The organism is Solemya velum gill symbiont (assembly GCF_002020255.1).
Classification (GTDB): domain Bacteria; phylum Pseudomonadota; class Gammaproteobacteria; order Chromatiales; family Chromatiaceae.
The window spans coordinates 47,835-56,799 of record NZ_MPQG01000017.1 but is presented as its reverse complement, the minus strand read 5'-3'; the positions used below and the strand labels follow the sequence as shown (position 1 = coordinate 56,799).

Below are 8,965 nucleotides of genomic sequence, written 5' to 3'. Positions count from 1 at the left end.
TCTGGACGATTTCTTCCGGTTTGTGTCGTTTGATTCCCATTTTCGGTCCTCCGTTTTACTCATCATAAGGGTGGACCAACTTATTGGGGGAGGATCAAGAATATTTCTTGCTGTCTAATCAGGTTGGACGACCGCTACCGACCCAAAGCGGTCATTGGTTTTTCTTCTACTATCATTTTTCTATCTGATAGTATGTGTTCAACAAATGTGAATGAGTAGTTATTATGAATGTAAATACCAAGGGAACAGGCTCTAACGCAAATAACCGACCAGACAAGCAAGTTAACGTACGTGAATCTTATCTAAATGATGATTATTTGGTAATTCGACAAGCTCTTGATCAAACATGCGTTGACATTCTTGCAGGTGAATGTGACCGTTTGTCAGCCGATGAAGAAAATTTCGACCAACTTATTGCTGCCAGAAAGAACTTGGACGGCAGACTTGTCAGGGATCGACTTGATCCTTTAAGCAGAATCTCGGAAGTCTTTAAAGAACTCTCAAATAATAACGCGATCACTTCCATTGTAAGTAACTTATTTGATGGCGATTGCCATCTTTTTAAAGATAAACTTATTTACAAGCCACCTGGTACTACTGGCTACCTGCTCCATCAGGACTACACTCGATATTCCTTCACGGGAATTCCTGCATCAGACATTCTCTCAGTTATGATTCCAATTGACCCGGCAACTGAACAGAGCGGCGCAATCACTATCTTTTCAGGTTATACAGACAAAATTCTTCCGGCACCACCTGGTGATCCTTATGCAGCTGATCCCTCTGCCGTTAATTTAGATGAGGGAATTATGATCGAATTAGAGCCTGGTGATCTTTTGCTTTTCCATAGTGCTGCGCCTCACCTTAGCGGCCCTAATTTAACTCATCACCCAAGGCGTGCGGCATTTATAACGTACAATCATGGCAAGTATGGGCAGCAGTACAATCACTATTACGCTGGTCGTGAGTCTACATATAGTAATGAATAAACTTCCTTTAAATCCGATCACGCTACATGGGAAAATTAGTGTATTGCAACCAATGGAATCATGTCACCACGATGTTCTGTTTTCTGCAATCAGAAACCCGGAAATGCAGCGATATTTATTATTACCACTTGATGAAGAACGAACTTATACAGAGTGGTTTGACAACGCACTAAGCGAAATGAACCAAGGCGAATCTCTTGCCTTCGTAATTCGTGATATTGGTGAAGGCAATATTGTCGGGTGTACTCGCCTGATGAATTACAACACAATTCATTCAAGTGTCGAAATAGGCTGGACTATGATAGCTCTTGAATGTTGGAGAAAAGGTTATTCGAGGGAGAGTAAGTTACTTCTTCTATCTCATGCTTTCGAGCAATTACAGATAATGAGAGTTCAAATCACCACTGACATTAACAATAGTGCAAACATGCAGCTTCTTGAGTCATTAGGCGCACATCTGGATGGCATTCTGAGGAAAGAGCGCAGGTTACCTAACGGAACTTTCAGGGATTCTGCATATTTCAGTGTGTTAGCTGAAGAGTGGCCTAGTATCAAAATTAATAATTCTGATTGTTTTACAGTGTAATGACATTTACCTGTGACGAATGTATTGTTTTTGAAGGATAACTACCTGCCCTTCCCATTAGGCTGGATGTCCGCTTTTGGCCGGAAGTAGACAATTGGCAGGAACTTCTGAACCGACAAGAATGAACGATCACTAACGAACCAATGCGGACGCATAAGTTGCTTTGATCCGTTCTATTGATCCGTTGCATTGGTTCTCAGATACTGCATCAATGAGACATTATCACTGAAACCAGCATGCTCGACAGCAATGTTTTGGTAACACCGCCAAAAATCTTTTGCTGCAGACTTGGCGTTCCATAACCGCCCATCACCAGTAAATCGATATCATTTTCAGCAATTGCATTTTCAATGACGACGGCGACGTCCGATGTGCCTGCATAGACCCGCTTCAAGGAGACATTCACGCCATGGTGCTGCAAATGTTCCACCAGGTGATCTGCCAGTACCTCTCCCTTGGCTACTTTTTTCACTTCTGTTCTGACCACGAGAATGCTGATTTCGTCGATCTCTTTCAGTATCGGCAAGGCATCGTGAACGGCACGGGTCACTGATGGTGTGCCATCATAGGCAATCATCGCTTTACGGCATGGAACGCGATGCGCACCGATGTAGGGCATGAAAAAAACCGGGCGACCTGATAACAGCAAAACCTGCTCACCCAACTCCTGCTGCATGCTTGCATGAGGACTAGCCGGGTTGGCCTGGCGCAAGACGACCAGGTCAAAATTGCGTGCAAACTGGGCAACTTTTTTTACAGCCACCGCTGTTTTTTCAGAAATTGTGCGGCTGTCAGACTCAATTTTGTACTCTTTTGCCAACGCAATAAACGCAGCAATACGCTCTTCCGCTGCCTCTTTCGCCATCACACTACGCACTGTAGGATCTTTCACCCGGATGCCCGGGGGCACGATTGTATTGAGCGTGACAGCAGTGACTCGGGCACCTTGGCTTGCCGCCATTTGCAAGACTGTCGTTGTGCGCTCATGATTTGATTTGCCGTCATCCAGATACAGCAGAATATCCCTGTAGCTCATAATGTCTCCCAGCCTGACCGTGGAATTCCGGCAATCACCACGCCATGTGATGATTCCCGGTGAAAACCGGATTATAAAGTGCCCATTCCATAATGGACAGGATCAAGTCGCTACCTAGTAGCAGACAGGTTATGACCACGAATTGATTACTGGCATAAAAAAACCGCTTACGTTTCCGTAAGCGGTTGATCTATATGGCGTCCCCTAGGGGTTTCGAACCCCTGTTACCGCCGTGAAAGGGCGGTGTCCTAGGCCTCTAGACGAAGGGGACAAAGCTAGTTGTCCGGTCTGCTCAGCTGGGTAGCTGTCAGACCTCCAAGTGTCAGTACAAATCCGACCGGGATAATAGAGAGCAATGTAATTGCCTCGTCATCCTGATCTAACAGTAGCAATGTAAAACCTGCTACCAGTCCGATCGCAATCAGGAGAATCCCGATCACTGTTGCGACAGTTCCAGCGCGGTGCATTGTACCTGTTTCACCCCGGGAATCAAGCAATTCCCGACAAAAATTTGGTGGAGCTAAGCGGGATCGAACCGCTGACCTCAACACTGCCAGTGTTGCGCTCTCCCAGCTGAGCTATAGCCCCGGGAAGCCGCATATTATCGACACTTGACCTGTCCGTGTCAATGACTTGGGGGCTTTTTTTATTGCCCGGGCTCAGGGCTCGTAACGTACCTCGACAACCTCGAACTCACGCGTACCGCCGGGGGCATTCACCTCGACACTGTCATCCACTTCTTTACCGATGAAAGCACGCGCAATAGGTGAATTGACTGAGATCAGGCCGGTTTCAATATCCGCCTCATCCTCGCCAACGATCTTGTAGGTAATCTCTTCATCCATCGCGACATCATAGACAACGACAGTGGCACCAAAAATGACACGGCCTCCGGCATCCATTTCGGTGACATCGATAATCTGCGCATGTGAGAGCTTGCCCTCGATGTCCTTGATACGACCCTCGATAAAGCTCTGTTGCTCACGTGCTGCGTGGTACTCGGCATTCTCCTTAAGATCACCGTGCTCACGCGCCTCGGAAATCGCCTGGATCACCGCCGGACGCTTGATTGTTTTAAGAACTGTCAGTTCCTCGCGCAGCTTTTCAGCTCCGCGTACTGTCAATGGTACCTTGCTCATACTCTTCTCTTTCCCAGCTCAGCTGACTGATGCGTGTAATTCACGCAAGGTGCTGACCGTCATTTCCTGCTTGTGCTGCAATGCCATGCAAATGGCCTCGCCACCGGATATCGTCGTTGTATAGGCAACCTTGCGCTGCAGGGCGGAACGCCTGATTTCAGCAGAGTCTTCAATCGCCTGCTTGCCCTCGGTGGTATTGATGATCAGATCGATCTCGTCGTTCTTGATCAGGTCAACAATGTGCGGACGCCCCTCGGCCACCTTGTTGACACCTCTACATTCGATACCGGCCTCCCTGATGGTACGCGCAGTACCATGGGTAGCAAGAATCTCGAATCCGAGATCTATCAGGTCACGTGCAATCTTTGCTGCACGTGGGCGGTCATTGTCACGTACGCTCAGGAAAGCGCGGCCATCAGTCGGCAGTTCCATGCCGGAACCTGATTCAGCCTTTGCATAGGCCTCGCCAAAAGTTTGACCTGTACCCATGACTTCACCGGTTGATTTCATCTCCGGGCCAAGCATGGTGTCGACAGCAGGGAATTTCACGAACGGAAAGACAGCTTCCTTGACCGCATAGTAGTCAGGGATGCGCTCTTCAAGCATACCCTGCTCCTGCAGCGAAACACCCGCCATACAGCGTGCCGCAATTTTTGCCAGTTGCAGTCCGGTCGCCTTGGAAACAAAAGGTACTGTACGTGATGCGCGTGGATTCACTTCAAGGATGTAGATATCATCACCCTTGATCGCGAACTGGGCGTTCATCAGCCCAACGACGTTCATCTCGATCGCCATGGCACGCATCTGTTCGCGCAAACGATCCTGAATCTCATTTGAAAGCGTATAAGGTGGCAGTGAACATGCAGAGTCACCGGAGTGCACACCTGCCTGTTCGATATGCTCCATAATTCCGCCTATCAGAACATCCTTGCCGTCACAGATGGCATCAACATCGACCTCGATAGCGTCATCAAGAAAACGGTCCAGCAGTACCGGTGAATCGTTCGAGACAGAGACTGCCTCTCTCATGTAGCGGCGCAGGTCATCCTCTCCATAGACGATCTCCATGGCGCGGCCACCGAGTACATATGAAGGACGTACGACCAACGGGTAACCGATCTCTTCTGCCAGTACAACAGCCTGCTCGGTTTCCGAGGCAGTGCGGTTGGGCGGCTGCTTGAGAGCCAGCTTGTCGACCATTTTCTGGAAACGCTCACGATCTTCCGCGGCATCGATAGCATCAGGACTGGTGCCGATAATTTTTGCACCTGCCTGTTCGAGCGCCTCGGCCAGCTTCAGCGGCGTCTGACCGCCGTACTGAACGATAACGCCTTCAGGCTGCTCCTTGTCGATGATCTCGAGCGTATCCTCGAGCGTCAGTGGATCAAAATAGAGACGGTCCGAGGTGTCATAGTCGGTTGAAACAGTTTCAGGGTTACAGTTGACCATGATGGTCTCGTAACCATCCTCGCGCATCGCAAATGCCGCATGCACGCAACAGTAGTCGAACTCGATTCCCTGGCCGATACGGTTAGGTCCACCGCCGAGCACCATGATTTTCTTCTTGTCCGATACATCAGCCTCACACTCCTCCTCGTAGGTGGAGTACATATAGGCGGTATTGGAAGCAAACTCTGCGGCACAGGTGTCCACACGCTTGTAGACAGGACGGATATTGAGTGCCTGGCGCTTCTTGCGAACCTCGCTCTCCCTGACATTAAGCAGGTCAGCGATACGTGCGTCTGCAAAACCCTTGCGCTTGAGGTTGAACATGGTACCTGCATCCAGTGCACCCAGGCTTGAAGCTGCAATCTCAATCTCGCTCTTGATGATGTCCTCGATCTGTACCAGGAACCATGGGTCAATCTTGGTGATATCGAAGACTTCTTCAAGCGTCATGCCGCGACGGAAAGCGTCACCGACATACCAGAGTCGCTCAGGACCAGGCTGGCGCATCTCGTTTTGCAGTTTCTTGAAATTCTCCTTGGTGCCGTCATCGGGATGAATCTCGTCAAATCCGTTCTTGCCTGTCTCAAGGCCACGCAGTGCTTTCTGCAATGACTCCTGCAGGGTACGGCCAATTGCCATCACCTCACCCACTGATTTCATCTGCGTGGTCAGGCGTGCATCGGCTTTGGGGAATTTTTCAAATGCAAAACGTGGAATCTTTGTAACGACATAGTCGATTGACGGCTCGAAAGATGCCGGTGTGACACCACCGGTAATCTCGTTACGCAGCTCGTCGAGCGTATAGCCGACAGCCAGCTTGGCTGCCACCTTGGCAATCGGAAAACCGGTCGCTTTTGATGCCAGTGCAGATGAACGCGATACACGCGGATTCATCTCGATGATAATCATGCGCCCGTTATCAGGGTTGATCGAGAACTGTACGTTCGAACCACCAGTGTCGACTCCAATCTCGCGCAGTACCGCAATCGATGCGTCACGCATGATCTGGTACTCCTTGTCGGTCAACGTCTGTGACGGCGCTACTGTTATCGAGTCGCCTGTGTGCACACCCATTGGATCAAGGTTCTCAATCGAGCAGACGATGATGCAGTTGTCGTTGCTGTCACGTACAACTTCCATCTCGTACTCTTTCCAGCCGACAATCGACTCTTCAATCAGCAGTTCGCTGGTTGGCGAAAGATCGAGACCGCGCTTGCAGATCTCCTCGAACTCTTCCTTGTTGTAGGCGATACCACCGCCGCTGCCACCCATGGTGAACGAGGGACGAATGATGGTCGGGAAACCGATTGCAACCTGCACCTGGAATGCCTCTTCCATGCTGTGTGCAATCGCGGAACGCGGCATATCGAGACCGATTTTCTTCATTGCCTGGCGAAACAGGTCACGATCCTCGGCCTTGTCGATCGCTTCACGCGAGGCACCGATCATCTCGACATCAAATTTTTTCAGCACACCTTCTCGCACAAGATCGAGCGCACAGTTGAGTGCAGTCTGCCCACCCATGGTCGGCAGCAGCGCCTGCGGACGCTCCTTCTCGATAATCTTTTCAACTGTCTGCCAGTTGATCGGCTCGATATAGACAACGTCGGCCGTGTCCGGGTCGGTCATAATGGTTGCCGGGTTTGAATTAACCAGCACCACGCGGTAACCCTCTTCACGCAACGCCTTACACGCCTGCGCTCCCGAATAATCGAACTCGCAGGCCTGACCGATTACGATCGGACCGGCGCCGATAATGAGGATTGTCTCTATATCTGTACGTTTAGGCATGGAAGTGATCAGGCCTCGTGGAGCTTATGAAAAATCTCGTCTTTAAGTGCGAGACGCTCTTTTTTGAGCTGCTCGACAACTTCATCGCTGGTTGGCTCGCTGCCGTCTTCCATGCGATAGACCTGCTTGTCCAGCTCTTCATACTTCTCCATCAGTGATGAAAAGTAGTTATCACTCATCTTCAGCTTGTGCAGCTGTTCATGATATTCCGGAAACTCGGTAACAAGGGGGTGATGTGAAAGTGGCACTTGCGTACTCCTGGATAACTTGGATTAATTTATTTCTGCGACATCAGTTCGATGAAGTGATCGAAAACCGGCGCAACATCGTGCGGACCCGGGCTCGCTTCCGGATGCCCCTGAAAACTGAAGGCGGGCTTGTCGGTACGATGAATACCCTGCAGCGAACCGTCGAACAGCGACTTGTGCGTGGCACGAACATTCTCAGGCAGGCTCGATTCGTCAACCGCAAAGCCGTGGTTCTGGCTTGAGATCATCACAACGCCCTTGTCGAGATCCTGTACCGGGTGGTTTGCACCATGGTGCCCGAACTTCATCTTGACTGTCTTTGCGCCGCTGGCAAGCCCAAGCAGCTGATGACCGAGGCAGATACCGAATATCGGCTTGTCGGTTTCCAGCAACTCCCTGATTGCTTCAATCGCATAAACACATGGCTCCGGATCGCCCGGACCATTGGAGAGAAAAATACCGTCTGGAGACAGGGCCAGCACATCGGCAGCCGGTGTCTGTGCCGGTACCACGGTGACGCGGCAGCCGCGCTCGACCAGCATGCGCAGAATATTGCGTTTCACACCATAGTCGTATGCGACCACGTGGTAGTCCTGCTGCTGTGGATCGATAGCCTGGTGACCATTTTCAAGTGACCAGGTGGTCTCGTTCCAGTTGTAGATATCGCTGGTCGTCACTTCCTTTGCGAGATCCATGCCCTTGAGACCGGGAAAATCCTTCGCCTGTGCCAGCGCTTCCTCTTCAGTGAGCGCGTCACCAACCGAGAGGCAGCCGCTCTGAGCGCCTTTTTCACGCAGAATTCGTGTCAGTCGGCGCGTATCGATATTGGCAATGCCGACCACACCGTTATTCGCAAGGTAGTCCTGCAGGGACTCCTGGTTACGCCAGTTGCTCGCCAGAAGCGGCAGATCTCGGATGATCAGCCCGGCAGCATGAATGCTTTCAGACTCCTCATCTTCCGGCGTGGTGCCAGTATTACCGATATGTGGATAAGTCAGCGTCACCAGTTGGCGGCTGTAAGAGGGATCGGTAAGTATCTCCTGATAGCCGGTCATCGCCGTATTGAAGACAACTTCACCAACAGAATAGCCATCTGCACCGATGGCTTCGCCTCGAAAGATGCTGCCATCTTCCAGAACCAGAATTGCCGGTTTACTCACCGCGCCTCCCAATAGTCACGCATAAATTTCAGACATGGAAAAAGCGGGATACGCAAATTGCTTGATCCCGCTAAAACCATGTAACAGATCATGCATATTGTATGTTAGAAAGGCCTCATCGGGCAAGATTCTGTCGTGTCCAGGAGACAATTTGTGCGCTTTCCATCGCTCCCGGCTGACGAGCCACTTCCCTGCCGCCCTTAAAAAGAGCCAGTGTGGGAATACTCCGGATGCCAAGCTGCGCGCCAAGCTGCTGATTTTCTTCTGTATTCACTTTCAAAAGCCGTACTGACGGAGCCAGTTGGGCAGCAGCTGCCTCAAACATCGGTGCCATCATCTTGCATGGGCCACACCAGGGGGCCCAGAAGTCGACCAGCAGCGGAATATCGCTGCGTTGCACAAATTTATTGAAATCGGCGCCGCTAACTTCCACCGGGGAGCCGTCGGTTAAAGGTGAACGGCACTTGCCGCAGTTCGGGGAATCTCCAAGACGTGCGGCAGGAATACGGTTGACTCCGTGGCACGAAGGACAAACAAGATGAAACATATCGGACATGGTCAAACAAT

At 50.7% G+C, this 8,965-nt stretch carries 9 protein-coding genes and 2 tRNA genes; 2 read left to right on the top strand and 9 right to left on the bottom strand.

The window, feature by feature from the left end; all coding sequences use genetic code 11:
* The first annotated feature begins 224 nt into the window (after positions 1 to 224).
* Complete coding sequence (locus tag BOW06_RS10935; RefSeq protein WP_078453474.1) at positions 225 to 989, top strand: phytanoyl-CoA dioxygenase family protein; 765 nt, start codon at positions 225 to 227, stop codon at positions 987 to 989.
* Entirely contained in the window at positions 982 to 1,575 is a 594-nt protein-coding gene (locus BOW06_RS10930; RefSeq protein ID WP_043117442.1) for a GNAT family N-acetyltransferase, read from the top strand. The genes BOW06_RS10935 and BOW06_RS10930 overlap by 8 nt, the downstream gene beginning before the upstream one ends.
* 208 nt (positions 1,576 to 1,783) lie before the next feature.
* Here the strand turns inward: BOW06_RS10930 and BOW06_RS10925 are convergent, their stop codons facing one another.
* The 9 genes from BOW06_RS10925 to trxC form a co-directional block, all read right to left on the bottom strand.
* Positions 1,784 to 2,611, bottom strand: a complete 828-nt coding sequence (locus BOW06_RS10925; protein ID WP_078454749.1) for a universal stress protein — start codon at positions 2,609 to 2,611, stop codon at positions 1,784 to 1,786.
* 195 nt (positions 2,612 to 2,806) lie between these two features.
* Positions 2,807 to 2,882 (bottom strand) — tRNA-Glu (locus BOW06_RS10920).
* Between the two features lie 4 nt (positions 2,883 to 2,886).
* Positions 2,887 to 3,078: a hypothetical protein gene (locus BOW06_RS10915; protein WP_043117444.1), complete on the bottom strand. Its 192-nt coding sequence runs from the start codon at positions 3,076 to 3,078 to the stop codon at positions 2,887 to 2,889.
* 45 nt (positions 3,079 to 3,123) lie between these two features.
* Positions 3,124 to 3,199, bottom strand: a tRNA-Ala gene (locus tag BOW06_RS10910).
* A 71-nt stretch (positions 3,200 to 3,270) separates the two neighbouring features.
* The gene (gene greA, locus BOW06_RS10905) at positions 3,271 to 3,750 is read right to left on the bottom strand and encodes a transcription elongation factor GreA (RefSeq protein ID WP_043117445.1); all 480 of its coding nucleotides are present in this window, start codon (positions 3,748 to 3,750) and stop codon (positions 3,271 to 3,273) included.
* An 18-nt stretch (positions 3,751 to 3,768) separates the two neighbouring features.
* A complete protein-coding gene (carB, locus tag BOW06_RS10900) occupies positions 3,769 to 6,990 on the bottom strand; it encodes a carbamoyl-phosphate synthase large subunit (protein WP_043117446.1) in 3,222 nt (1,073 codons plus the stop codon).
* An 8-nt stretch (positions 6,991 to 6,998) separates the two neighbouring features.
* Positions 6,999 to 7,238, bottom strand: a complete 240-nt coding sequence (locus BOW06_RS10895; protein WP_043117447.1) for an HP1242/YdcH family protein — start codon at positions 7,236 to 7,238, stop codon at positions 6,999 to 7,001.
* Between the two features lie 29 nt (positions 7,239 to 7,267).
* Positions 7,268 to 8,398, bottom strand: a complete 1,131-nt coding sequence (gene carA / locus BOW06_RS10890) for a glutamine-hydrolyzing carbamoyl-phosphate synthase small subunit (protein ID WP_043117448.1) — start codon at positions 8,396 to 8,398, stop codon at positions 7,268 to 7,270.
* 115 nt (positions 8,399 to 8,513) lie between these two features.
* Positions 8,514 to 8,954 carry a thioredoxin TrxC gene (gene trxC, locus BOW06_RS10885; RefSeq protein WP_043117450.1) on the bottom strand — a complete coding sequence of 147 codons (441 nt, stop codon included), beginning with the start codon at positions 8,952 to 8,954 and terminating at the stop codon, positions 8,514 to 8,516.
* Positions 8,955 to 8,965 lie beyond the last annotated feature (11 nt).